Raw genomic sequence first — 1,014 nt, forward strand, 5'->3', positions numbered from 1 at the left:
GCCGCACGATGAAGAGCAAAAGTTAGCATGATCGTTACCATGTTCGGGAGTCACATAGGAGATCAGATCCTGGAAATCGGGAAAAGTGCCAATCAGTTCACAATATTTGTGTATAAGAGTCAGCTTTAACACTGCGTTAAAAGTTTCATGGAGGTATCGTGAAAATTTCTGAAGTAGCGAATAAAACAAATATATCAATTCATTCGCTGCGATATTATGAGAAAGAGGGATTGTTGCTTAATATCCGCAGAAATGAATCCGGACAACGCATCTTTGATAAAACAGATATTGAATGGTTGACCTGGATTAAACGCTTAAAGTCTACAGGAATGCCGCTAGCGGAAATTAAATTATTTGCCAAGCTACGCCAAGCTGGCTCCAAAACCTTGGCTGAAAGGAAATCGTTGCTTTTAACTCATAAAATTAATCTTGAACAAGAGATAGCTAGACTACATGGTGAGTTGGATATTGTGATCTATAAGGTAGACGCCTATGACAAAAAAATCCTTGACCTAGAGTGAACTCTAGGGCTTAGCGTACAGACTCCACTAGAAAGGAGTCATTTATGTTTAATTCCGGTTATTACATTACAGCTGAGCTGAAGGTCAAAGAACCTGCCAACATAGGTAAAGCGTGTCAGTACCTGAAAAAACTTTGCGAAGAGACATTAAAGGAACCCGGTTGCTCGATTTTCACACTTCACCAATGTGTCGATGATGAGAGCCGCTTCTTGCTGTGGGAAAGATTTGACAGTGAAGATGATTTCAAATTTCACTTTGAGCAACCTCACACGCAAGAGTATCTGAAACATGATTTGACAGAAGTGGTGCAATATTTTGTCAGTGATGTGTCTTAAATGTTCAGCCAACTGTATGTACAGCACTGATTCTGACTCTTATACACAAATATTGTGAACTGATTGGCACTTTTCCCGATTTCCAGGATCTGATCTCCTATGTGACTCCCGAACATGGTAACGATCATGCTAACTTTTGCTCTTCATCGTGCGGCCGA

The 1,014-nt window shown here is 40.3% G+C and carries 2 protein-coding genes; both read left to right on the top strand.

The window, feature by feature from the left end:
* The first annotated feature begins 158 nt into the window (after nucleotides 1-158).
* Nucleotides 159-521 (top strand): MerR family transcriptional regulator, encoded by a 363-nt coding sequence (locus GWQ22_RS21555; protein ID WP_275931636.1) that lies wholly within the window; start codon nucleotides 159-161, stop codon nucleotides 519-521.
* A 44-nt stretch (nucleotides 522-565) separates the two neighbouring features.
* Complete coding sequence (locus GWQ22_RS21560) at nucleotides 566-856, top strand: antibiotic biosynthesis monooxygenase (RefSeq protein WP_212512801.1); 291 nt, start codon at nucleotides 566-568, stop codon at nucleotides 854-856.
* The last annotated feature ends 158 nt before the right edge of the window (nucleotides 857-1,014 follow it).

It is taken from the genome of Aeromonas sp. 1HA1 (assembly GCF_029237385.1).
GTDB lineage: Bacteria > Pseudomonadota > Gammaproteobacteria > Enterobacterales > Aeromonadaceae > Aeromonas > Aeromonas popoffii.